At 65.6% G+C, this 22,366-nt stretch carries 27 protein-coding genes; 18 read left to right on the top strand and 9 right to left on the bottom strand.

Features of this window, described 5'->3' with window-relative positions:
* Nucleotides 1-4 precede the first annotated feature (4 nt).
* Nucleotides 5-715 (top strand): SIMPL domain-containing protein, encoded by a 711-nt coding sequence (locus QX010_RS15235; RefSeq protein WP_316180299.1) that lies wholly within the window; start codon nt 5-7, stop codon nt 713-715.
* A 195-nt stretch (nt 716-910) separates the two neighbouring features.
* Here QX010_RS15235 and QX010_RS15230 read toward each other — a convergent pair whose 3' ends face one another.
* Nucleotides 911-1,903: an MBL fold metallo-hydrolase gene (locus tag QX010_RS15230; RefSeq protein WP_315800723.1), complete on the bottom strand. Its 993-nt coding sequence runs from the start codon at nt 1,901-1,903 to the stop codon at nt 911-913.
* A gap of 337 nt (nt 1,904-2,240) precedes the next feature.
* Between QX010_RS15230 and ffh the strand changes: the two genes are divergently transcribed.
* From ffh to QX010_RS15185, 9 genes are all read left to right on the top strand, one after another.
* Entirely contained in the window at nt 2,241-3,788 is a 1,548-nt protein-coding gene (gene ffh / locus QX010_RS15225; protein WP_315800724.1) for a signal recognition particle protein, read from the top strand.
* Between the two features lie 138 nt (nt 3,789-3,926).
* On the top strand, nt 3,927-4,259 hold the full coding sequence (gene rpsP / locus QX010_RS15220) for a 30S ribosomal protein S16 (protein WP_008964221.1): 333 nt from the start codon (nt 3,927-3,929) through the stop codon (nt 4,257-4,259).
* A 128-nt stretch (nt 4,260-4,387) separates the two neighbouring features.
* Complete coding sequence (gene rimM / locus QX010_RS15215) at nt 4,388-4,984, top strand: ribosome maturation factor RimM (protein WP_316180297.1); 597 nt, start codon at nt 4,388-4,390, stop codon at nt 4,982-4,984.
* 210 nt (nt 4,985-5,194) lie between these two features.
* Nucleotides 5,195-5,968 carry a tRNA (guanosine(37)-N1)-methyltransferase TrmD gene (gene trmD, locus QX010_RS15210; RefSeq protein ID WP_316180295.1) on the top strand — a complete coding sequence of 258 codons (774 nt, stop codon included), beginning with the start codon at nt 5,195-5,197 and terminating at the stop codon, nt 5,966-5,968.
* 109 nt (nt 5,969-6,077) lie between these two features.
* Nucleotides 6,078-6,461 (top strand): 50S ribosomal protein L19, encoded by a 384-nt coding sequence (gene rplS / locus QX010_RS15205; RefSeq protein WP_315800727.1) that lies wholly within the window; start codon nt 6,078-6,080, stop codon nt 6,459-6,461.
* Nucleotides 6,462-6,868: 407 nt separating this feature from the next.
* On the top strand, nt 6,869-8,275 hold the full coding sequence (leuC, locus tag QX010_RS15200) for a 3-isopropylmalate dehydratase large subunit (protein ID WP_316180293.1): 1,407 nt from the start codon (nt 6,869-6,871) through the stop codon (nt 8,273-8,275).
* A 257-nt stretch (nt 8,276-8,532) separates the two neighbouring features.
* Nucleotides 8,533-8,859: a hypothetical protein gene (locus tag QX010_RS15195; RefSeq protein ID WP_315800729.1), complete on the top strand. Its 327-nt coding sequence runs from the start codon at nt 8,533-8,535 to the stop codon at nt 8,857-8,859.
* Entirely contained in the window at nt 8,852-9,064 is a 213-nt protein-coding gene (locus QX010_RS15190) for a hypothetical protein (RefSeq protein ID WP_316180291.1), read from the top strand. Before QX010_RS15195 ends, QX010_RS15190 begins: the two co-directional genes overlap by 8 nt.
* A 180-nt stretch (nt 9,065-9,244) precedes the next feature.
* A complete protein-coding gene (locus QX010_RS15185; protein ID WP_315800731.1) occupies nt 9,245-9,460 on the top strand; it encodes a hypothetical protein in 216 nt (71 codons plus the stop codon).
* A gap of 83 nt (nt 9,461-9,543) precedes the next feature.
* Here the strand turns inward: QX010_RS15185 and QX010_RS15180 are convergent, their stop codons facing one another.
* From QX010_RS15180 to QX010_RS15165, 4 genes are all read right to left on the bottom strand, one after another.
* Nucleotides 9,544-10,242, bottom strand: coding sequence for a hypothetical protein (locus tag QX010_RS15180; RefSeq protein ID WP_315800732.1), 699 nt, complete (start codon nt 10,240-10,242; stop codon nt 9,544-9,546).
* Nucleotides 10,243-10,545: 303 nt separating this feature from the next.
* Nucleotides 10,546-10,821 (bottom strand): hypothetical protein, encoded by a 276-nt coding sequence (locus QX010_RS15175; RefSeq protein ID WP_315800733.1) that lies wholly within the window; start codon nt 10,819-10,821, stop codon nt 10,546-10,548.
* Between the two features lie 93 nt (nt 10,822-10,914).
* Nucleotides 10,915-11,184, bottom strand: coding sequence for a hypothetical protein (locus QX010_RS15170; protein WP_315800734.1), 270 nt, complete (start codon nt 11,182-11,184; stop codon nt 10,915-10,917).
* A 288-nt stretch (nt 11,185-11,472) separates the two neighbouring features.
* Complete coding sequence (locus tag QX010_RS15165; RefSeq protein ID WP_410051388.1) at nt 11,473-11,781, bottom strand: hypothetical protein; 309 nt, start codon at nt 11,779-11,781, stop codon at nt 11,473-11,475.
* A gap of 141 nt (nt 11,782-11,922) precedes the next feature.
* Between QX010_RS15165 and QX010_RS15160 the strand changes: the two genes are divergently transcribed.
* The 5 genes from QX010_RS15160 (at nt 11,923) to QX010_RS15140 (ending at nt 14,830) form a co-directional block, all read left to right on the top strand.
* The gene (locus QX010_RS15160; protein WP_315800736.1) at nt 11,923-12,321 is read left to right on the top strand and encodes a metallopeptidase family protein; all 399 of its coding nucleotides are present in this window, start codon (nt 11,923-11,925) and stop codon (nt 12,319-12,321) included.
* A 90-nt stretch (nt 12,322-12,411) separates the two neighbouring features.
* The gene (gene leuD, locus QX010_RS15155) at nt 12,412-13,014 is read left to right on the top strand and encodes a 3-isopropylmalate dehydratase small subunit (protein WP_315800737.1); all 603 of its coding nucleotides are present in this window, start codon (nt 12,412-12,414) and stop codon (nt 13,012-13,014) included.
* An 81-nt stretch (nt 13,015-13,095) separates the two neighbouring features.
* Nucleotides 13,096-13,896: a hypothetical protein gene (locus QX010_RS15150; protein WP_316180286.1), complete on the top strand. Its 801-nt coding sequence runs from the start codon at nt 13,096-13,098 to the stop codon at nt 13,894-13,896.
* A gap of 111 nt (nt 13,897-14,007) precedes the next feature.
* Nucleotides 14,008-14,424, top strand: a complete 417-nt coding sequence (locus tag QX010_RS15145) for a DUF6455 family protein (protein WP_315800739.1) — start codon at nt 14,008-14,010, stop codon at nt 14,422-14,424.
* Nucleotides 14,425-14,458: 34 nt separating this feature from the next.
* Nucleotides 14,459-14,830 (top strand): cytochrome c, encoded by a 372-nt coding sequence (locus tag QX010_RS15140; protein ID WP_315800740.1) that lies wholly within the window; start codon nt 14,459-14,461, stop codon nt 14,828-14,830.
* Between the two features lie 3 nt (nt 14,831-14,833).
* Here QX010_RS15140 and QX010_RS15135 read toward each other — a convergent pair whose 3' ends face one another.
* The gene (locus tag QX010_RS15135; RefSeq protein WP_316180284.1) at nt 14,834-15,712 is read right to left on the bottom strand and encodes a CoA ester lyase; all 879 of its coding nucleotides are present in this window, start codon (nt 15,710-15,712) and stop codon (nt 14,834-14,836) included.
* Between the two features lie 101 nt (nt 15,713-15,813).
* Here QX010_RS15135 and QX010_RS15130 point away from each other — a divergent pair, with 101 nt between their 5' ends.
* A complete protein-coding gene (locus QX010_RS15130) occupies nt 15,814-16,458 on the top strand; it encodes a carbonic anhydrase (protein ID WP_315800742.1) in 645 nt (214 codons plus the stop codon).
* Nucleotides 16,459-16,524: 66 nt separating this feature from the next.
* Here QX010_RS15130 and QX010_RS15125 read toward each other — a convergent pair whose 3' ends face one another.
* Both QX010_RS15125 and QX010_RS15120 read right to left on the bottom strand, forming a co-directional pair.
* Entirely contained in the window at nt 16,525-17,046 is a 522-nt protein-coding gene (locus QX010_RS15125; protein WP_315800743.1) for a TIGR00645 family protein, read from the bottom strand.
* 288 nt (nt 17,047-17,334) lie between these two features.
* A complete protein-coding gene (locus QX010_RS15120; RefSeq protein ID WP_316180281.1) occupies nt 17,335-18,369 on the bottom strand; it encodes an aspartate-semialdehyde dehydrogenase in 1,035 nt (344 codons plus the stop codon).
* A gap of 114 nt (nt 18,370-18,483) precedes the next feature.
* Between QX010_RS15120 and QX010_RS15115 the strand changes: the two genes are divergently transcribed.
* Complete coding sequence (locus QX010_RS15115) at nt 18,484-19,284, top strand: hypothetical protein (RefSeq protein WP_316180279.1); 801 nt, start codon at nt 18,484-18,486, stop codon at nt 19,282-19,284.
* A gap of 228 nt (nt 19,285-19,512) precedes the next feature.
* Nucleotides 19,513-19,896, top strand: a complete 384-nt coding sequence (locus QX010_RS15110; protein ID WP_316180278.1) for a hypothetical protein — start codon at nt 19,513-19,515, stop codon at nt 19,894-19,896.
* Between the two features lie 1,114 nt (nt 19,897-21,010).
* Here QX010_RS15110 and leuB read toward each other — a convergent pair.
* Entirely contained in the window at nt 21,011-22,123 is a 1,113-nt protein-coding gene (gene leuB, locus QX010_RS15105; protein WP_315800747.1) for a 3-isopropylmalate dehydrogenase, read from the bottom strand.
* Between the last annotated feature and the right edge of the window lie 243 nt (nt 22,124-22,366).

The following is a 22,366-nucleotide window of genomic DNA, read 5'->3' as shown; positions in this document are numbered from 1 at the left end:
CACCATGATGATCAGATCGATGTTTGTTGCCGCACTGGCGGCCGCTACGACACTGCCGGCGCTGGCGGACGATATCGCCCGCCAGGACACCCCGGCGATCACCGTCAGCGGCGAGGCCAGCGTGACGGCGCCGCCGGATCTGGCGCAGATCGACGCCGGGGTGGCGTCGGATGCGAAGACCGCGCGCGAGGCCGCCGAGGCCAACAATGCCGCGATGGCCAAGGTGCTCCAGGCACTGAAGGGCGCGGGGATCGCCGACAAGGACTATCAGACGTCGCGGCTGTCGATTCAGCCGCAATATGCGCAGAACCGACCGGGCCAGCCGACCGTGACCGGCTATCGCGCCAGCAATCGCGTCACCATCAAGGTGCACGATGTCAGCAAGGTCGCCAGCGTCATCGACACGCTGGTCGGCGCCGGCGCCAACGACGTCGGCAACATCTATTTCAGCGTCGCCGAGCCGTCCAAGCTGCTCGACCAGGCGCGCGAGAAAGCCGTCGCCGACGCGCGCCGCAAGGCCGAGATCTACGCCAAGGCCGCTGGCGTGACGCTCGGCCAGCCGCTCAACATCGCCGAGGACGGCGCTCCGGCGCCGGTGTTCCGCGCCAAGACCTTCGCCGCGCCGATGGCCGCGACGCCGACACCGGTGGCACAGGGCGAGGAGACGCTGTCGATCACGGTCAACGTGACCTGGGCGATCAAGCCGGCGCAGTAGGTATAAGTCTGTCTCATACTGTGAGACGCGGCGGCCACGACAAACTCAGTGTCGTCCCGGCCTTGAGCCGGGACCCATACGCCGCGGCGGATGTTATCGCGCGAGATGGAGCTGCCGGCCTTCGCAAAACTTGATTCGGTGGTTATGGGTCCCGGCTCAAGGCCGGGACGATACCATTGTTGTTGCGGCAGCGGACTAAATCTCCACCACTTGCCCCGGCTTCAACACGCCAAAACGCTCGCGTGGGATGCCGGCCTGGTCGAGCGCCGTGTGCAGCGCGTGCACCGGCGCATCGATCGCCTCATCGGTCAGCTGGAACGTGCCGTGGTGATGCGCCAGCGCGGCCTCCGCGCCGCAATCCTGCAGCGCCTGCACGGCATCCTCCGGGTTCATGTGCTGGTCGCGCATGAACCAGCGCGGCTCGTAGGCGCCGATCGGCAGGATCGCCAGCCTGATCGGCGCGTGCTGCTCCGCAACGCGGCGGAAATGCTTGCCCGTGCCGTAACCGGAATCGCAGACGATGTAGAGCCGGCCGCGCGGCGTCTCCAGCACGAAGCTTGCCCACAATGCCTTGTTGCGGTCGAACAGGCCGCGCGCCGTCCAGTGCCGCGTCGGCACCAGCGTCACCGCGACCTCCTCGTTCAAGGTCACGCGATCGTGCCAATCATAGGCCTCTGCGCGGATCTTGGAGTCGGCGTCGATCATCGTGAGGTCGTTGCCGAGCGGTGTGACCACCCGCGGCGAAAATCGCGCGGTCAGCTTCGACAAGGTCCGGATATCGAGATGGTCGTAGTGCCCATGCGAGACCAGCACGACATCGATGTGCGGCAACGCCTCGAAGGCGATGCCGGGATCATTGTGGCGTCGCGGGCCGGCGAAGGACAACGGCGAGACCCGCTCCGACCAGACAGGATCGACCAGGATGTTGAGCCCGCCCGTCTGGACCAGCCAGCTGGCATGGCCGATGAAGGACAGCCGCACCGCCTCGCCGTCGATCCGGTGCGGCGGCGCGTCGGCATGCGGGCTCGGCGCCCAGGCCGGCCAGCGGGAACGCTTGCCGTTGCGGTCGAACTGCCAGCGCAGCACCTGGGAGAGGGATTTGGGCGGAACGCCGTCGGGATCGTAGAAGCGCTTGCCGTCGAAATGGTCGGTGACGGGGCCGGAATAGGTCCTGGAACGGCGCAACAAGGTCGTCCTCGCGAAGGCAAAGCTGAACTGGCTGAAGAGGTAAGCGGCCGCACAGGGTCCGGCAACGGGACGGCGCGAAGCAAGTTTCCTTGACTTTTGCGGCTGCGGAGGGTTTAACCCGGCCGAATTTCGGAAAGTTTCGTCTTTTCGAGCCACCGCCCGGCCCTGGAGGCCGGAGGTCACCGCCCGACAGCGCTGTGCGCCCTCGGGCGCAAACGTGTTTGGACTGACGGTTTCGGCCGATCTGCCGAGGCCTATATGGTCGTCATAGGCCGCAGCACGCGGCGATGACGGGCGGCAATGAAGCGAGCGCCCTGCAAGGGCAAAGGATACGGCATTGTTCGACAATCTGTCGGAAAGGCTTGGCGGCATTCTCGATCGGCTGACGGGGCGTGGTTCGCTCTCGGAAGCCGATGTCGACGCCGCGATGCGCGAGGTCCGCCGGGCGCTGCTCGAGGCCGACGTCGCACTGGAGGTTGTCCGCAGCTTCACCGAGCGCGTGCGCGAGCAGGCGATCGGCGCCACCGTGGTCAAGTCGGTCACCCCCGGCCAGATGGTCGTCAAGATCGTCCATGACGAGCTGGTCAAGACGCTCGGCGACGACGGCCAGACCATCGACCTCAACGCCGTGCCGCCGGTGCCGATCATGATGGTCGGCCTGCAGGGCTCGGGCAAGACCACCACCACCGCCAAGCTCGCGCGCCGCATGGTCCAGCGCGACAAGCGCAAGGTGCTGATGGCCTCGCTCGACGTCTACCGTCCGGCCGCCATGGAGCAGCTCGCGGTGCTCGGCCGCGACCTCGACATTCCCACCCTGCCGATCGTCGCCGGCCAGATGCCGCCGCAGATCGCGCGCCGCGCCATCGAGGCCGCCAAGCTCGGCGGCTATGACGTGGTGCTGCTCGACACCGCCGGCCGCACCACTCTCGACGAGGACATGATGAAGGAGGCCGCCGAGATCAAGGCGGTCGCCAACCCGCACGAGATCCTGCTGGTCGCGGATTCGCTGACCGGCCAGGACGCCGTCAATCTCGCCCGCTCGTTCGACCAGCGCGTCGGCCTCACCGGCATCGCGCTGACCCGTATCGACGGCGACGGCCGCGGCGGCGCCGCGCTGTCGATGCGCGCGGTCACCGGCAAGCCGATCAAGCTGCTCGGCACCGGCGAAAAGACCGACGCGCTGGAGGACTTCTATCCCTCGCGCATCGCCGGCCGCATCCTCGGCATGGGCGACATCGTCTCGCTGGTCGAGAAAGCCGCGGCGAACATCGACGCCGAGAAGGCCGCGCGCGCCGCCGAGAAGATGCGCAAGGGTCAGTTCGACCTCAACGACATGCGCGAGCAGCTCTTGCAGATGTCGCAGATGGGCGGCATCAGCGGGCTCATGGGCATGATGCCCGGCATCTCCAAGATGAAGAACCAGATCGCGGCCGCCGGGATCGACGACAAGATCCTCAAGCGGCAGGTCGCGATCATCGATTCGATGACCCGCGAGGAACGCAAGCATCCCGACCTGCTGAAGGCGAGCCGCAAGAAGCGCATCGCCGCGGGCTCCGGCCAGAGCGTCGAGCACGTCAACAAGCTCTTGAAGATGCACCGGAACATGGCCGACGTGATGAAGGCTATGGGCTCGGGCAAGCGCGGCCCGCTCGCCGGCATCGCCCAGGCGATGGGTTTTGGCGGCGGTGGCGGCATGCCCTCGCCGGAGCAGCTCAAGGCGATGGCCGAGAAGATGCCGGGCGGCATGCCCGGCGGCCTGCCGAATTTGCCGAAGGATCTTCCCGCTGGCCTGCGCGGCGGCTTGCCCAATCTTCCGGGCCTCACCGGTCTCAGCGGCAAGCCGACCCTGCCGGGTCTCGGCCTGCCTCCGGGGAAGAAGAAATGACCTCACTCCCGTCATTGCGAGGAGCGAAGCGACGAAGCAATCCAGAGTCGCGCACGCCGCTCTGGATTGCTTCGCTTCGCTCGCAATGACGACCCATCCAACTTCGTATCAAGACATCGACACCTAAGGAGAACTTTCATGTCCGTCGTCATTCGTCTCGCCCGTGCCGGCACCAAGAAGCGCCCGGTCTATCACGTCGTCGTCGCCGACTCGCGCTTCCCGCGTGACGGCCGTTTCATCGAGCGCCTCGGCTACTTCAATCCGCTGATGCCGAAGGACAACGAGGCGCGCCTCAAGCTCGACATGGAGAAGGTAAAGGGCTGGCTCGCCAAGGGCGCGCAGCCGTCCGACCGCGTCGCCCGCTTCCTCGATGCCGCCGGCGTCAAGAAGCGCGAAGCCCGCCAGAACCCGATCAAGGCCGTGCCGCGCAAGGAGCGCAAGGCCCAGGCCGAAGCCGCCGCCAAGGGCTAAGGTCCCTTGACGAGCGAGGCCTCATGCTTCGAGACGCACGGCTTGCGCCGTGCTCTTCAGCATGAGGTGATCGCTCCTCGTCCTGAGGAGCGCGCCGTTGCGCGCGTCTCGAAGGACGAGGCCCGCTGATGTCCAAGCTGATCTGTGTCGCCAGGATCGGCGCCGCGCACGGCGTGCGCGGCGAGGTCCGCTTATGGACCTTCACCGAGGATCCGCTGGCCGTGCTGCACTACGGCCCGCTGACGACCAAGGACGGCAGTCGTTCGCTCGAAGTCGCGAAGGCGCGCGAGGCGAAGGATCGCCTCGTCGCCAGCTTCAAGGGCGTCACCGACCGCAACGCCGCCGAGCGGCTCAACGGGCTCGAGCTCTACGTGCCGCGCGACCGCCTGCCTGAGACGGATGACGACGAATACTACCACGCCGACCTGATCGGGCTTGCCGCCGAGACTACGGCGGGCGCACCCCTCGGCTGTGTGCTCGCCATCCATAATTTCGGCGCCGGCGACATCATCGAGATCGCCCCGCCCTCCGGCAGCACCTTGATGCTGCCGTTCACCAATGCCGTGGTGCCGACGGTCGATCTGGCAGGCGGCCGGGTGATCATCGAGTTGCCGGCCGAGATTGACGGCGAGGATCGAGCTTCGGCCGATGAAACGGCGTCGGCTGAGGACGATGCTGCCGCCCAAAACTCAGCTCGTCATCCCCGCGAAAGCGGGGATCCATAGCCACCGCAGCCGATTGGCTTGCGCGGAACTGGCCGCGTGCCACTTTCCAACATCACGCGGTATGGGTCCCGGATCGGCGCCGCGACGCGCTGATGCGCGTCACGGCTTGTCCGGGACGACACCGGTGGTGGAGCATCAGCCGCGAGATGACGGCGCCGCATTGAGCGATCGGGGCTCGATCTTGCTTCGCCGCTGCCGTAACAGAGCGCCATGACCACTTCGCCCTCTCCGACCGCGCCCTGGCGCGCGACTGTGCTGACGCTGTTTCCGGAGATGTTTCCCGGGCCGCTGGGCGTGAGCCTCGCCGGCCGGGCGCTGGCATCAGGCATTTGGGCGCTGGAGGCGCGCGACATCCGGGCCTCGGCGACCGACAAGCACCGGAGTGTCGATGATACGCCGGCTGGAGGCGGCCCGGGAATGGTGCTGCGCGCGGACGTGCTGGCCGCCGCGATCGATGCCGCCGCCGTTGCACCCGAACGGCCGAAGCTGCTGATGAGCCCGCGCGGTCGGCCCTTGACCCAGGCCTTCGTCCGCGAGCTTGCCGACGGTCCCGGCCCGCTGATCGTTTGCGGCCGTTTCGAAGGCATCGACCAGCGCGTCATCGACGCGCGCGAGCTGATCGAGGTCTCGATCGGAGATTATGTGCTGTCGGGCGGCGAGATCGCCGCGCTGGTGCTGATCGACGCCTGCGTGCGACTGCTGCCCGGTGTGATGGGCAAGCTCGAATCCGCCACTGACGAGAGCTTCTCCGACGGCCTACTGGAGTACCCGCAATACACTCGCCCGCAGCTGTTCGAGGGCCGTCCCATTCCGGATGTGCTCACCTCGGGCGATCACGCCAAGGTCGCGGCGTGGCGGCGCGCGCAGGCCGAGGCGCTCACGCAAGCGCGGCGGCCGGATCTGTGGGCCGAATGGCAGGTGCGCCAGACCCTGGAACAAAGCAGGACCAGCCAAAAAGCGCCAAAAAGCACGACAGACGGGTGACAAGCCTCGCGCTTTGGCTTATAGGAGCGCCCAATTCCGCAAGTGACGGCAGGAACAAGCGCAGCCCCCGCGTGACCCGGCTGGGCGCGCCGCCGATGGAGATTTACCCGTGAACCTGATTCAGCAGCTCGAAAAAGAGCAGTTCGACAAGCTGTCCGCCAACAAGACCATTCCGGAGTTCGGCCCGGGCGACACCGTGATCGTCAACGTGAAGGTGGTCGAAGGCGAGCGCACGCGCGTGCAGGCCTATGAAGGCGTCTGCATCGGCCGGTCCGGCGGCGGCATCAACGAGAGCTTCACCGTCCGCAAGATCTCCTACGGCGAGGGCGTGGAGCGCGTGTTCCCGATCCTCTCCCCGATGATCGACTCGATCAAGGTCGTGCGCCGCGGCAAAGTGCGTCGCGCCAAGCTGTATTACCTGCGCCAGCTGCGCGGCAAGTCGGCCCGCATCGTCGAGAAGCAGGACCGCCAGCAGGCCGCGGTGAACGAGTAATCGTTGCTTCCCATGGATTGACGAAGAGCGCGGGCTGGTCCCGCGCTTTTTTGTTTTGGGCACCGTCATTGCGAGGAGCGGAGCGACGAAGCAATCCAGAGTCCTCGCTCAGCCCTGGATTGCTTCGCTTCGCTCGCAATGACGGCGGGCGCAAACGCATCTCGCACTCCCTTGCCCGCGTGCTATATATCGCCCTGAAATGGTTCTAGATCGCACCAGCATGGCCTGCCGCCGCGTCGTCATCGACGATCATAGCCGGCTGCCCGGGCGGTTCTTCGGAAGGTTCGCGACGTCTGCGACGTCCGAGCTTAGGCGCGCGCTGTAAGCCGCAGCGCCTCTTCCTGATTGTTCGCGCGTGCCCGTCACGCGTCGTGTCTCAAACCTTAAATTCCCGGGAGCATTCGCTCATGTCGAAGCCGACCACCCTGTACGACAAGATCTGGAACGACCATCTGGTGTACGAAGCCGAGGACGGCACCTGCCTGCTCTACATCGACCGCCACCTGGTGCACGAGGTGACGTCGCCGCAAGCGTTCGAAGGCCTGCGCGCCACCGGGCGCAAGGTGCATGCGCCGGAGAAGACGCTGGCCGTGGTTGATCACAACGTGCCGACCACCGACCGTTCCAAGCCGAATCCGGATCCGGAGAGCATCGAGCAGATCAAGGCGCTGGCCGAGAACGCCAAGGAATTCGGCATCGAATATTACAACGAATTCGACCGCCGCCAGGGCATCGTCCACGTCATCGGCCCCGAGCAGGGTTTTACGCTGCCCGGCACCACGATCGTCTGCGGTGACAGCCACACCTCGACGCATGGCGCGTTCGGCGCGCTGGCGCACGGCATCGGCACCTCCGAGGTCGAGCACGTGCTGGCGACACAGACGCTGATCCAGAAGAAGGCGAAGAACATGCGCGTCACCGTCGACGGCGTGCTGCCAGACGGCGTGACGGGCAAGGACATCATCCTCGCCATCATCGGCGAGATCGGCACCGCGGGAGGTACCGGCTACGTGCTGGAATACGCTGGCGAGGCGATCCGCGCGCTGTCGATGGAAGGCCGCATGACCGTCTGCAACATGTCGATCGAGGGCGGCGCGCGCGCCGGTCTGGTCGCGCCCGACCAGAAGGCGTTCGACTTCCTGCGCGGCCGTCCCAAGGCGCCGCAGGGCGCCGCCTGGGACGCAGCGATGCGCTACTGGGAGACGCTGCGCTCCGACGACGGTGCGCATTTCGACCACGAGCTCCGGCTCGACGCCGCCAAGCTGCCGCCGATCGTGACCTGGGGTACCTCGCCCGAGGACGTGATCTCGGTGACCGGCGTGGTGCCCGATCCGGACAAGATCGCAGACGAGGCCAAGCGCATCTCCAAGCATCGCGCGCTGAAGTACATGGGCCTGACCGCGGGCACGAAGATCACCGACATCAAGCTCGACCGCGTTTTCATCGGCTCCTGCACCAACGGCCGCATCGAGGATCTCCGCGCCGCAGCCAAGATCGCCGAAGGCAAGACCGTCAGCGGCCACGTCAACGCGATGGTCGTCCCGGGCTCGGGCATCGTCAAGGAGCAGGCCGAGGCCGAGGGCCTCGACAAGATCTTCATCAAGGCCGGCTTCGAATGGCGCGAGCCGGGCTGCTCGATGTGCCTTGCCATGAACCCGGACAAGCTGGCGCCGGAAGAGCGCTGCGCCTCGACCTCGAACCGCAACTTCGAAGGCCGCCAGGGCTTCAAGGGCCGCACCCACCTGGTGTCACCCGCGATGGCCGCGGCGGCTGCGATCGCCGGACACTTCGTCGACGTGCGCGACTGGCGCTGATCAAGCCGCCCGGTCATCGCTTTCTGCGTTGCTCGACTTCAAAAGGCGACGTTCGTGTCAACGAACGTCGCCTTTGTATGCCTGCCGACGCCTTCAACTTTGCGCCGGAAACGTCGGGATGTCCGGCCATTTATTTCGAACTGATCGTCGACCTGCTGCGGTGCGAGCGGTTTACTGACTGCACTCTTCAAGGTTGCAATTCGAAGACAGGTCTCTTATGATTTGATCGGTCAGGCGCCGTCGGGCGGGAGAATCGTATGATTCATCCATTCAATGTCGATCCTCAAAATCCTTACGACGGCCCTGACTTCGACGAGTTCTGCATCGCAGAGAAGAGCTATTTGAGCGCGCGACGGGATCGCAGCGATTGCATCACCTGCGCGCTTTCCAAGCTCTGCCAGGCTGGCTTTGAACATCAAGTCGACCTTGCTGCACAAGGCAAGGACCCCAGCCTTACCAAGGATTGCCAACTCACGGCCGAAGACCTGACCGCCGAACGTCTTTTCGATGGGCTTACGGATGAACAAGTCGACTTCGTAAAAATTCATATCCCCGGACTTGCGAAGGAGCACGACAATGTCTGATCCCGCATCAATGCAACTTGAGGCCAAGAAGCAGCTTGCGAGCAAAGCCGAAGCCGTTGCGAAACATCAGTTGGAAGCCAAGCGCCAACTCAGCGAGAAGGCAGCGCTCGCGAGCAAGACTCAATTGGAAGCCAAGAAGCAGCTGATGGAGAAAGCCGATCTGACCAGCCGGATGCAACTGGCCTCGAAGAAAGCAAAGTCCTGACATTCGCAGTGATCGTGAGGTCGGTTGCTTCTGACGATCCGCTCTGGCGCACGACGTGATGATCGGTACGAATCTTCAGTGAAGTCTTGGCAGTTCGGCAATACTTTCTTAGGACCGCGGGCGCAAAATCCTACCACCGGACGCGCCGCGTCTGCAGAGGAACGTGCCGAGGAGCCTGACATGGCCGACAAGCCGGAATACGTCGACCTCATCCGCGATGCGACACGCCAGCGCCGCAAGACGCCGCCCGCCAAGATCATCGCCCAGCCGGAGGCTCCGAAGGAGGAGCGGCGGTTGTCGAACTGGCCGCCCGGCCGCTTTGCCAAATGGCGCATCGAGACGCTGGTGCCGTGGAAGCTGAGCGTGAAGAACTGGCAGTTCAAGGACTGGCTCTGACTGTCGCGCCTCACTCCATCCCCCTGAAATGAGAGAAGGGCGCCGTTGGGCGCCCTTCCTGTTTTGTCGAACTTCAAGCACGATCAGTAGTAGCGCCAGTGGTGGCGGTGGCGATGATGCCATCGGTGATGATGGCGCCAGTGATGACCCCGCCAATGCCGGTAGTGGCAGATGCGGCGTGGCCCGTAATGGGTCCAGACGACGCGGCAGCGACGGTAGGGATAGTAGTAGCCCGTCGTATAAATCGGCGTGTAGTAGCTGCGGTAGCCGTAGAAATGACGGCGGTGATGGTGGAAGTACGGCCGGTAGGCGTAGTGCGGACGATAATGATAGCCACCGCCATGGAACACCGGCCGCGGACCGAATCCGCCATGGAATGCCGGGCCACCACCGTGGAAGGCCGGACGCGGGCCACCACCGCCGAAGGCATGTCCTCCCCCATGAAACGCGGGACTGCCGCCGCCACCCCTGAACATGGCGCCGCCGCCATGGAACGCCGGGCCACCGCCTCCGCCGTGGAACGCCGGACCGCCGTGGAAGCCGCCACCGCCCCCACCGTGGAATCCACCACCGCCGGGATGCCCGCCGCCACCGCCACCGGGGCCTCGGACCTGAACGGCCAACACGTCCGAAGGTGTCTGCGTGGCGGAGCCGGCACCGGGACTCACCGGCGACATCGCAAGCGCAGGCCGTCCGGACGCGCCCGCCAAGACAAACAGTGTGGCCGCCGCAAGACTGAGGCGACGAGCAAGACCAGCACGCTGGTCCTTCATCCTCATCATGGTCCCTTCTCCCTGAATGCTGTGCAACGATGGACCCATGCAGCGCCGATGCTGGTCGTCCGATCGGTGGATTCGCGCACCCCCATCATGAACGTAGAGATAGCGACGTGAATGCGGCATGAATGATGCACGTTGCACGCGTATCTGCGGCGTGGCGTCGCGGCGAAGGAGATGCACGGGAGCCTCTACGTCGTCCTGCAACTCAGGATCACGGATGACGGCACAACGGCTCACGTGCTGCTCGTGCGGGGACTTCGAAACTAACCACACGCAGGAAACGCAACGCGCCTTGCGGACACGGCCTCAATCGTAGAACGGCGTGAACAGAACCAAGGGTCCCGGCGGATAGGCTGGCGTGTAGTCCGTGGGACGGTCGAGATAATGCGGCACCTCTGCCGTCGCCACCACGGGCTTCGATCGGCGACCCTGCCGGCGCGGGCCAGCATCCGTGACGGTCTGACGCGCCTGCGTAACGGCGGGAGCTGCGGCGACAGGAGAGGTGGCGGCGGAACTTGCGAGCAGCATCGCCACCGTGACAATGCCGATCCCGAACCAGGTTCTGTCGACTGATGGTTTCACGGCGAATCTCGTTGCCAGCCCCATCAACATGCAGGCCCGCAAAGCGGGCCTGCATGTTTTCGGTCATTGTCTCGATCGGACGGAAAGCGCGACTTACCAGCGGCCGTGATGGCGATGTCCGTAGTGATGCGGCCGCCAGTGATGACGCGGATGGTAGTAATGCCGAGGATAATAGTGGCGCCGGGGATGCCAATGCCGGCGGCCGTGCCAATGCGCCTGAGTGGTCTCCTGCGCCGTGCCCTGCTGCACCGCGGTCGCGGCGCCCGGATTGATCAGCGACAGCGCCTGCGCGCGTTCGGCGGGGGCAGCCATCACGAGAACGGCGCCAACCGCCGCGATGCCCAACAGTTTCATCACAGTCATGAACTTCTCCCTCGATCGCCTGACATCACGTCCGGCTCCGTACATTCCGCCTTGTCAGTTGCCTGAATGGCGGCCGCAGCAGCGCGACGCAGATCAGTCTCGAACGAGCGACGTGAATGGGACATGAAGATCTGCGCAGGAGCAGAATGCCGAATGTCGCGCGTGGTTCCGCCGCAGTGCGCGACATATCGGCACTGTCCGGACGGTAACATCAGGGCAACGTCGCGATCGATCGCGACCAGATCATGTGCGCGCCTGCCGAGCCGATCAGTGCGGGGGACCCAGGAGTCAGCCGCGTCGCCAGATGCAACTCATATGCGGGACGATCACGGTGCCGCTCGGCCGATGCTCCGGAACATAGGTGGCATCGCATACCCGAACTGCGTTCGGCCCCGGATTGAAGCGCGGCACCACGTCGGGCTGCCAATGACCCTCGTAGCGCGGATAGATCTGGATTCGTCGTTGCCTGCGCTGCGCGGAGAGATCGGTGCTCACCTCACTCTGCACGGCGCCGCGCGCGCCGGCGGCCTGCTCCGCTTGCGCTGCCGCCGAGATCGAGACCACGACCGCCGCAGCCAGCGCCGCTCCGGCCAGCACCATCGACATCTGCCTCATCTGTCCCCCAACCCCCAGTTCGCGCGTCACGGTCGCCGGTTTCATCCCCTGCGTCAACCAGCTCCGCCACACATGTCATAGAACCAAGATGCAAGATGATCAAAGCCGGGCTAGAAGGCGGCAATGTGGACAGATCTGAAAGCCCCCTCGCTCGCCGACATGGAAGTCATGGCGCACGAGATGTTCGAGCGTCTGCCCGAGCATTTTCGCAGGATGTGCGAGGGCGTCGTCATCCGGGTCGACGACTTTCCGACCGAGGAGGTGCTCGACGAGATGCAGGCCGAAAGCGAGTTCGACCTGCTCGGCCTGTTTCAGGGCACGGGACTGCCGTTTCGCAGCAATGACGACCTGCCGCGCCTGCCCAACATGATCTGGCTCTATCGCCGACCGATCCTCGACTACTGGGCCGAGCACGACGAGAGCCTCGGCCACATCGTCCGCCATGTCCTGATCCACGAGATCGGCCATCATTTCGGAATGTCCGACGACGACATGGAGGCGATCGAGGCGTCCGTCGACTGACGATCCCGCCGATAGCACCGGGATTTTGACTTTATCCGTCCTGCCGTTCGGGCTAAACAGCGGCCTGCCCGTATTCTCGAAGGTGCCCCGATGGACAAGTTCACCACGCTGGAAGGCGTCGCCGCGCCGCTGAAGATCATCAATGTCGACACCGACATGATCATCCCCAAGCAGTACCTGAAGACCATCAAGCGCACCGGCCTCGGCAAGGGCCTGTTCTCGGAGCAGCGCTACAAGGACGACGGCAGCGAGAACCCGGATTTCGTGCTCAACCAGCCGGCGTACCGCAACGCCAAGATCCTGGTCGCCGGCGACAATTTCGGCTGCGGCTCGAGCCGTGAGCACGCCCCCTGGGCGCTGCTCGATTTCGGCATCCGCTGCGTGATCTCGACCTCGTTCGGCGACATCTTCTACAACAACTGCTTCAAGAACGGCATTCTGCCGATCCGCGTGTCGCAGGCCGATCTCGACAAGCTGTTCGACGACGCCGAGCGTGGTGCCAACGCGACCCTGACGGTCGACCTCGCCAAGCAGGAGATCCGCGGCCCCGACGGCGGCACCGTCAAGTTTGACATCGACCCGTTCCGCAAGCATTGCCTGCTCAACGGGCTCGACGACATCGGCCTGACGCTGGAAAAGAAGGCCTCGATCGACAGCTATGAGGCCAAGCTGGCCGAGCGCGCCTGGGCCTGAGGCCCGCTGAGGGATGGTGAGTTCACGGGCCCCGGACCTCGTCCGGGGCCTTGTTTCGAGAGCAGCCCAGCAGGTCCGCCGTTGACGCGTGTAGTGCCCGAGGTCGTGACCTTCTGGCGGGGGCCGCTCGACCGGCTGCGCCAGACCTGCCTGCGGTCGCAGCTCGCGGCCGGCCACAAGGTCACGGTCTACAGCTTCGATCCGCTGCCCGGCCTGCCCGACGGGGTCGGCAATGCCGAGGCCGAGGCGATCCTTCCTTACGCATTCTCCGAACGTCTCAGGCCGCCGCAGCCCGACGGCAGCTGGCGCGATTGGACCACCTTGCAGTTCAGCGACTTCTTCCGGATGCGGCTGATGGCACAGCGCGCCGGCCTCTGGCTCGATGCCGACGTGCTGCTGCTCAGGCCGGTCGAGATCGATCCGGCTCTGCCCTACTTCGCCTGGGAGCGGCCGCGGCAGCTCGGCAACTCCGTGCTCTACCTGCCGCCGGAGGATCCGATCGTCGCCGAATTCACCGCGCTGATGGCGCAGGACGAGCTGACGCCGAACTGGCTGTCGCTGCGTCACCGCCTCACCTATGCGCTGCGCCGCCTGCGCGGCGGCTCCGACCGCCTGTCGGACATCCGCGTCGCCATCTTCGGCCCGGCCGCGCTGACGGCGCTGGCCCGCCGCCATGGCTCGCTGCGCCATGCGCTGCCGAAGCGCAGCTTCTACGCGGTGCATGCCGAGCCGAAGGCGTTCTTCGATCCGTCCGACTTCTCCGGGTTGATCGCCGATCCCCAGATCATCGGCCTGCACATCTCGCCGAAGGGTCGCGGCGGCGAGGCGCCGATCCCCGGCAGCCTGTATGCGTGGGCAGCCGAGCGATTTGCCCCGCGCTGACCGTCGCCGCGCAGCTTTGCGGCCGGCGCAGGGCCGATTTGCTGCTTGATCTACCGCAACGTCCGCGCGTCCACCCGGTGATTGATTGCGGTCAATCATCGGAGACGTGTCATGACCGTAGACGCCAAGCCCTATCCGCGGGTTCAGTTCCTGATCGATACGTTCGCGCAATGGCTCCGGCACCGGCGTGAGCTGAGCGAGCTCCGGCAGCTCGACCGCGACGATTTCGAGCGCATCGCGATGGACCTGCAGGTCACGCCGGCCGATCTCGACGAGCTGGTCCGCCAAGGCGAGCACGCCGCCGACGAGCTGCCGCAGATGCTGAAGGCGCTCGGCATCGACGAGGCCGCGCTGGGGCGCGCCGAGCCGCTGGTGCTGCGCGACATGGAGCGCGTCTGCGCCATGTGCAAGGACAAGCCGCGCTGCCATCGCGATCTCGCCGCCGGCACGAGCGCCGAGCACTACGAGGAGTACTGCCTCAACGCCCCGACCATCGACCGTCTGGGCGCCGCCGCGGTCAAGCACTGATCGCCATCTCCCTCCCGCCCAGCGGAGCTACGCGATGAGCCTGCCGAATCTGCACCGCAACACCTGGCTCCATGTCGGCGCGGCGATCCTGCTCGCGCTCGGCGCGATGCTGCTGATCCGGCTGCACAATGCCGGCGGCGTAACGCCGGCCGCCGACAGCGTGCAGGCGGGGCGCAAGCTGGCGGAGGCCTGGTGCAGCACCTGCCACGCCATCGACGCCAGCGGAGCGAGAGCCCAGACCACGACCGCCCCCGATTTCGTGGCGGTCGCCAACATGCCGTCGACGACCGAGCTGTCGCTCAAGGTGTTCCTGCAGAGCAGCCATCCGACGATGCCGAACGTCATCCTGACGGCCGAGCAGCGCGGCGACCTCGTCAACTACATCCTCAGTCTCCGCCGCATCTGACGCCTACTTCGCCGCCGCCGCGATCGCGTCGGCGATCGCGATCGTGCGCCGCGCCATCTCGGCATGCAGCCGCTCGACCATGCGGCCGTCGATCTGGATGGCGCCGCGCGAGGCATTCTCCGGCAGCGCGAACGCGGCAATGATCTTGCGTGCCGCGGCGACCTCGTCGGCCGGCGGGGTGAAGATCGCGTTGCACGCATCGATCTGGCCGGGATGGATCAGCGTCTTGCCATCGAAGCCGAGATCGCGGGCCTGGATGCATTCCTGCGCGAAGCCGTCGGTGTTGGCGAAATCGCTGTAAGGCCCGTCCAGAATCTCCAGCCCATGGGCGCGCGTCGCCAGGATGCAGTGGCTGATCATCGGCAGCATCGTGGAGCGGCCCGGCAGCATGCGGATGCGGGTCTCGCGCGAGATGTCGTTGGGCCCGAACACGAAGCCAGCGAGCCGCGAGCCTTCCTCGTGCACGGTGGCCGCGAGCAGATCGGCATCGAGCACGGCACGCGCCGTCTCGATCATCGCCCATACCTTCAGCGCCGGATCAGCCCCGACCTCGGCCAGACGATCCGTGACCAGGCGGAGGTCCTGGACGGTCGACACCTTGGGAACCAGGATGCCGTCGGTCGCCGCCTGTCCGGCCATGGCGACGTCGTCGCTCCACCACGCCGTATCCAGGCTGTTGATCCGGATCAGCAGTTCCCGCTTGCCGTAGCCGTCGGCCGCCACCGCTTTGGCGATCTGGTCGCGGGCGGCGGCCTTGGCGTCCGGCGCCACCGAATCCTCGAGATCGAGGATCAGCCCGTCGGCCGGCAGGTTCCGCCCCTTCTCCAGCGCGCGCGCATTGGAGCCGGGCATGAACAAAAGACTGCGGCGCGGGCGGATCATTTCGGCGTTTCCCTTGGTTTATCGGCGCGGCCCGCGATACCATTTCGGGAGCCGGCCCGAAAGGCTTGTTCCCGGAAGCCGCATGTGTTTAGGCAGGGTCCATGATCTCGTTTCCGCAACGTCTGCTCGAAGGCTATCGCGCCTTCACGACCCAACGCCTGCCGACCGAACAGAGCCGTTACCTCGAGCTCTCGGAGCGCGGCCAGTCGCCCGAAGTGATGGTGATCGGCTGCTGCGACTCGCGCGTCTCGCCCGAGGTGATCTTCGACGTCGGCCCCGGCGAATTGTTCGTGCTGCGCAACATCGCCAACTTGGTGCCGATCTATCAGCCGGACGCCAACGCGCACGGCGTGTCGGCGGCGCTGGAATATGCCGTCACCGTGCTGCAGGTGAAGCACATCGTCATCCTCGGCCATGCCCAGTGCGGCGGCATCCGCGCCTTCGTCGACAAGGCCGCGCCGCTGTCGCCGGGCGACTTCATCGGCCGCTGGATGTCGATGTTCATCAAGCCCGGCGAGGTCGTCGAGCAGCGCACGCATGAGAGTTTCCAGGACTTCGTCACCCGGATCGAGAAGGCCGCGGTGTTCCGCAGCCTCGAGAACCTGATGACCTTCCCGTTCGTGCGCAGCCGCGTCGAGGCGGGAGACCTTCAGCTCCATGGCGCCTATTTCGGCGTCGCCGAGGGATCGCTGTTCGTGCTGGACAGGGCGACCAAGGAATTCAAGAGCGCGCGCGCTGGCCAATAGCGAAGGGGGAACAGCGAGTAGCTCACCTGCCCTATTCGCCATTCGCGCCTCGCTATTCGCCGCCCATCAATGGTCGCCCGACCAGCGGTCCGACAGCGCCAGCATCAGGGTCGACACCACGAAGGTCATGTGCACGCCGACCAGCCAGGCGAGCTTGGTCGAGTCGTAGCCGGCGTCGAGATTCATGAACGCCTTCAAGAGCTGGATCGCCGAGATCGCGACGATCGAGGCGAGCAGCTTCTGCTTCAGGCCGGCGAAGTCGACCTTGGTCATCCATTCCGGCCAGTCGGGATGGCCGCCGGGATCGATACGCGAGACGAAGTTCTCATAGCCGGAGAACACCACGATCAGCACCAGATTGCCGGTCAGGCAGACGTCGATCAAGCTGAGCACGCCGAGGATGATGTCGCTCTCCTTGGCGGACGGCAGATGAACGATATTCTCCCACAGCAGCAGCACGAACTTGAACAGCAGCACGACGAGGCTGACGACGAGGCCGACATAGAACGGCGCCATCAGCCAGCGGCTCTTGAACAGGAAGCCTTCGAGCCCGCGCTCGAGCGGACCCGGCGCGTGCTTGGCAGGCACGGGCGCTTGCGCCGCTGACTCGGTCTTGCTGCTCTCAGCCAATTTCGACCCCACCCCGAATCCGCTCGGTCATCCCACCAGGTCTCGCCCGCGAACGACCCTTCTGATTAGTGACTCCGTCATGCCCGGGCTTGTCCCGGGCATCCACGTGGTCCTCAACATGCCGAACGACGTGGATGGCCGGGACAAGCCCGGCCATGACGACTTAGAGACAGACGATCCCCAGACTTCCATTGTCATATGCGACGGCCATGACGCTTACCGGGGCGACGGCGCACCGTGCGTCTATTAGGCCGCCTTCTTCTTGGCGGTGATCAGCTTGCGGTTGATCAGCACTTCCGCGATCTGGATCGCGTTCAGCGCCGCGCCCTTGCGCAGATTGTCGGACACGCACCAGAAGGCGAGGCCGTTCTCGACCGTGCCGTCCTCGCGGATGCGGCTGATATAGGTCGCGTCCTCGCCGGCCGCCTCATAAGGCGTCACGTAGCCGCCCGGCTCGTGCTTGTCGATCACGAGACAGCCCGGCGCGTTGCGCAGGATGTTGCGGGCCTCGTCGGCGCTGATCGGATTCTCGAACTCGACGTTGACGGCTTCGGAGTGGCCGACGAACACCGGCACGCGCACGCAGGTCGCGGTCAGCTTGATCTTCGGATCGAGGATCTTCTTGGTCTCCGCCATCATCTTCCACTCTTCCTTGGTAAAGCCGTCTTCCATGAAGACGTCGATCTGCGGAATGACGTTGAAGGCGATGCGCTTGGGGAACTTGTTGTTGACCAGCTCATCATTGGTGTAGACGGCCTTGGTCTGCGAGAACAATTCGTCCATCGCATCCTTGCCGGCGCCGGACACCGACTGATAGGTCGACACCACGACGCGCGTGATCTTCGCCTTGTCATGCAGCGGCTTCAGCGCGACCACGAGCTGGGCGGTCGAGCAGTTCGGATTGGCGATGATGTTCTTCTTGTTGAAGCCGGCGGCGGCGTCGGCATTCACCTCCGGCACGATCAGCGGCACGTCGGGATCCATGCGCCAGGCCGACGAGTTGTCGATGACGACCGCGCCGGCGGCGCCGATCTTGGGCGACCACTCCTTCGACACCGAGCCACCGGCCGACATCAGGCAGATGTCGACATCGGCAAAATCGTAGTGCTCGAGCGCTTTGACCTTCAGCGTGCGGTCGCCATAGGACACCTCGACGCCGACGCTGCGGCGTGAGGCCAGCGCCACGACCTCGTCGGCGGGGAATTGGCGCTCGTCGAGAATATTGAGCATTTCCCGTCCGACATTGCCGGTCGCGCCGACCACTGCGACTTTGTAACCCATCGTTCACTCTCCGAAGAAATAAGGCCGGCCGCGTATGTCAGCGGAAACCGAAGCGGCAGCGCTTCTATGCGAGAAACGTCCCTGACACAACGTTACCACGACGTCTCGCATTCGATGCAGTCCAATTCGGCCAGAACAGCCGCAGTGCCCCGATCCGGGTCCGTCCTGCAAGGGCTCAAGAGCTTCGCGGACGAGGTCTGCGGCACGTTTGCGCGCCTGTTCGCCTATGTGGGGGCTCTGGCGCTGATCGCCATGCTCGGCGTGGCCGGCTGGAACCATCTCGACCACGGCGATGACACGCCCGGCCGCGCCGGCTGGACCTTGGCCGACGCCGCAGTGCCGGCGTTCTCGCTCCGCCTCACCGACCAGCCCGACAGGACCGCCACCTATACCGTGCTCACCCACCCCGAAGGCGGCCGCAAGGACGTGCTGCGCTGGGGCGAGCCCGCCGATCGGCCGACTGCCGAGCTCGAGGTCTACCGGTTCGGATCGGAGCGCGATGCCAGGCGTGATCCGCGGGCCGATCTCGCGGTCCGGATGGGGCGCAGCACCGCCTCCGAACTCGAGACCGCGGGCGTGATCGACAGCCGGTTCGGTCCAGTCGGCCTGGTGCGCCGGGCCGGGGCGCCCGAGGGCGCCGGGGCCTGCCTCGGCTTTCTCAAGACCATCGCCGAGCCGAGCTTGCGGATCTCCGGCTGGTCGTGCCAGGGCGTGACGATACCGGCGCGCCGCGCCATGGTCGGCTGCATGCTCAACCGGCTGACCCTGCTGGCGCCCGACCGGCACCGGGCCCTGAGCCAGCTGTTCACGGGGTCCGATCAGCGGCGCGGCGGCTGCGACGAACCCGCCGTCGCCACCGGCAGCGCCGATTGGGTGACGTCGACCGCCAATCCGAGGCTGCGCGGCGCGCTGTGAATGTCCGCCTGCGTCCGGATGTTGCTGGGCGTGACCGCGCCCCATTCGGGCGTCCGCATCGGCAGCCAAGTGACGGATTTTGATGCAACTTTCCCGCCACAGCGGGAATTTATCTTCGGTGCGGCCGCGGGAATGACCTTGTGATGCCACAGCCGACCCAGATATTGTGCGAGCTAAATCATGCGCATGGCGAGCGCCCGCCCCTTTTGGCGCGAGGAAGAGGACGTGATGATTGAATTTTCTGCTGCGACCCGGGTCATGGCCTTGGCGGTGATCGCCGCGACCGGTCTTGCCGTCACGTCTCTTGCCGTCACCTCGGCCGATGCCGCTCCCGCCAAGCGCCGCGTCACGACCACCTATAGCAGCGGCAATCCGAACTACTCCTACCAGTCCGGCCCGCGCACCCGCATCTACATCACCCGCCGCTCCTTCCTAGACGGCGGCACCGAGGTTCTCCCCGGCGACCGCAAGTTCTCGGATTACGCCTTCCCGCCGGCCGTCGGCTATCCGTCGTTCGCCCGCGAGAACCTGAACCGCCCGATCGACCGCCAGCCGCTGATGGCGCCGTCCGATCTGGGTGGCTACCCGACCCGGATTCCGATCCCCTACTGAGGACGGCAGCATCATCCGATGATCAAGGCCGGGCCCCGCCCGGCCTTTTTGGTTTCCGGGGTGGTCGCCATGAACCTCTCTCCGTCATGCGCCGCTGGCGACCGTTGGACAGATGGCTCACGGGCGTTCGGGGACATGGCTGACACATTGAACGCCATCCGCGAGCCCGCATCTACCACCTCCCGTTCGGTGTCATCCCGGCGAACGCCGGGATCCATAGCCACCGCGGGATCCATCGCCACCGGCGGCCGTTGGCGCATCATCGCGTCGCTCCAGCGTGCCTCGCATCGGCGTCGGCAAGGATGGCTCCCCGCCTTCGCGCGGACGACAACCGAATTTTTGGCACGATGATTCATCCTCGCGCCCGCTTTCGCGTCCGAGCGTTGCGATCAATTCCGCCCTCTTCCGAGGCGAGGGCGCAGGGAAGGCCGAGCCTCGGCTGAGGCCCGTGGCCCCCGTGCGGAAAGAATGCACGGGGCAGGAACCACAGGTACAGCCGGACCGACCCGGCCTTCCCTGCGCGATGGTTTTCACGCTTACTCTGCGCTCTCCCCGGTGTCCGGCCTGTTAGCCACCGTCGTCGTCGGGATCATCGCCCTTCCGACTTGGCGCCAGCATCGGGGCGCCAGGACCACGCAGCTTCACGTCCGCAAGAGCCTCGTTCGTCCGCATGCCCAAAGGACATGTTGCGGGCCCTCGCGGCCACCGCATCCCCGCCTCACGCCTCGTGACGATCGCGAAACGCCCCTCGCTGCGAGACGGGATGGAGATGAGAAAACATGTATTCTGGAAAAACGAAAGCGAAATCTTTGGCGCGCGGCGGACGGATCTTGCGATGCATCTGACGACGCTGGCGAAATGAGTCTTTCGACGCAGCCGAATCCGGGCTGAAAAATGTGCGCTCAAGCGTGAGAGGCCACGTCGATCGCGCGAACGACAAACTGATTTGCCCGACGAGCAGGCGGGCTACGCCGGGCGCGACGGCGATTCGAGCCCGCGCTGATGAGTTGATCGAGCTATATCAGCAACGACGGTGCCCTCCCCTCCCCGCGAGGGGGAGGGGAGCAGACTGTCAGCGTGGCGAGAGCCCGGCTGAAATGAGCACTCGCTCCAACTATGCCGCGAGCTTCTCCAGCTCCTTGATGATCGCCTCGCCCATCTGCGTAGTCGAAGCGGGCGTCGAGCCCTCGGCCTTGATGTCGGCGGTGCGCAGACCCGAGGCCAGCACGGCGGCGATGGCGGCGTCGAGCTTGTCGGCGAGCGCGCCCATGTCGAAGGAGTAGCGCAGCGCCATGCCGAACGAGGTCAGCATCGCGATCGGGTTGGCGAGACCCTTGCCGGCGATATCCGGCGCCGAGCCGTGCACCGGCTCGTACAGCGCGCGGCGCTTGTGGGTCTTGGCGTCGACCTCGCCGAGCGAGGCGGACGGCAGCATGCCGAGCGATCCGGTCAGCATCGCCGCGATGTCCGACAGCATGTCGCCGAACAGATTGTCGGTGACGATGACGTCGAACATCTTCGGGTATTTCACCAGGTTCATGCCGCCGGAATCGGCGAGCTGGTGCTCGAGCGTGACGTCCTTGTACTCGCGATTGTGGACCGCGGTGACGACCTCGTTCCAGAGCACGCCAGACTTCATGACGTTGCGCTTCTCCATCGACGTCACCTTGTTCTTGCGCTTGCGCGCGAGGTCGAAGGCGACGCGGGCGATGCGCTCGATCTCATAGGTGTCGTAGACCTGGGTATCGATCGCGCGCTTCTGGCCGTTTCCGAGATCGGTGATGGTCTTTGGCTCGCCGAAATACACGCCGCCGGTGAGCTCGCGCACGATCATGATGTCGAGGCCCTCGACGATCTCGCGCTTCAGGCTGGAGGCATCGGCGAGCGCCGGATAGCACACGGCGGGACGCAGATTGGCGAACAGGCCGAGATCCTTGCGCAGGCGGAGCAGGCCCGCCTCGGGACGCACCTCGTAGGGAACGCCATCCCATTTCGGACCGCCGACGGCGCCGAAGATGATGGCGTCGGCCGCCTTGGCCTTGTCCATGTCGGCTTCGGAGATCGAGGCGCCATGAGCGTCATAGGCGGCGCCGCCGACCAGGCCGTCCTCGGTCTCGAACGAGGCCAGTCCCTTGGCGTTGAGCCAGCCGATCAGGCGCTTCACCTCGGCCATCACTTCGGGGCCGATGCCGTCGCCGGGCAGCAAAAGGAGCTTCTGGGTCGCCATGGTCGTTGTCCTCACGGGGCTTGTCATGCCGGGGCATTGCGCGGGCATCCATCCTTGGGATGGCTGGATTGCCGGTCTGCCTCGAGCGGATCGAAAGCAGGCGCCCGGCAATGACGGGATCTCTCAAAACGGCGGAGTGCTAAAGCCCTCCTGCGCCGTTGGCAAGCCACCATTGCCGGCGCACCACTTCTGTCGCGGCGAGGTGGGCGGTAATGTGCGCGAAAATCGCGGCCGAATAGCATG

This window comes from Bradyrhizobium sp. SZCCHNRI1009, from assembly GCF_032487575.1.
Classification (GTDB): Bacteria; Pseudomonadota; Alphaproteobacteria; order Rhizobiales; family Xanthobacteraceae; genus Bradyrhizobium.
The sequence above is the reverse complement of the archived record's forward strand: the minus strand, read 5'-3'. Positions and strand labels throughout refer to the sequence as shown.